1 protein-coding gene is annotated in these 420 nt (G+C 74.3%); it reads left to right on the forward strand.

Features of this window, described 5'->3' with window-relative positions; translation table 11 throughout:
* Positions 1–420, forward strand: a 420-nt coding sequence (locus tag BTA51_RS30370) for a hypothetical protein (protein WP_210404965.1), incomplete at both ends; no start/stop codon positions are given.

Genomic DNA, 420 nt, shown 5'->3' on the forward strand with positions numbered 1-420 from the left:
GTGCAAGGCGTGACCATCGACCTGACCATGCCCGAGGCCGGCGGCGCCGCCGAGCTGCGCATCGCCGTTGACCGCAATGGCCAGCAGGGCGAAGTCAACGCCCGCCTCGCCTCGGTCGAGCAGCTGCTGGCCGGTGAGGTCGTGGCCGTCAACGCCTCGATCACCACCGCCGGCGCCACCGGCAGCCTCGAGGGCCGCGCGGGGCTGGAACCCGTCGCCGCGGAGGGCCGCCGCAACATCCAGATCGACCGCCTTGCACAGGCGCTGCAGCTGGCCGGCGCCGAGGGCGGCGAACTCTTGCCCGATGCCGCGCGGCCCCTGTCGCTGGGCGGGCAGCTGACGCTGGCGCCGTCCGGCAGCCTGCATCTGCGCGAGGGCGCGGTGGGCATCGGCTCGAACCGCTTGACGCTGGCCTTGGAC

It is taken from the genome of Hahella sp. CCB-MM4 (assembly GCF_002260525.1).
Taxonomy (GTDB): domain Bacteria; phylum Pseudomonadota; class Gammaproteobacteria; order Pseudomonadales; family Oleiphilaceae; genus Hahella.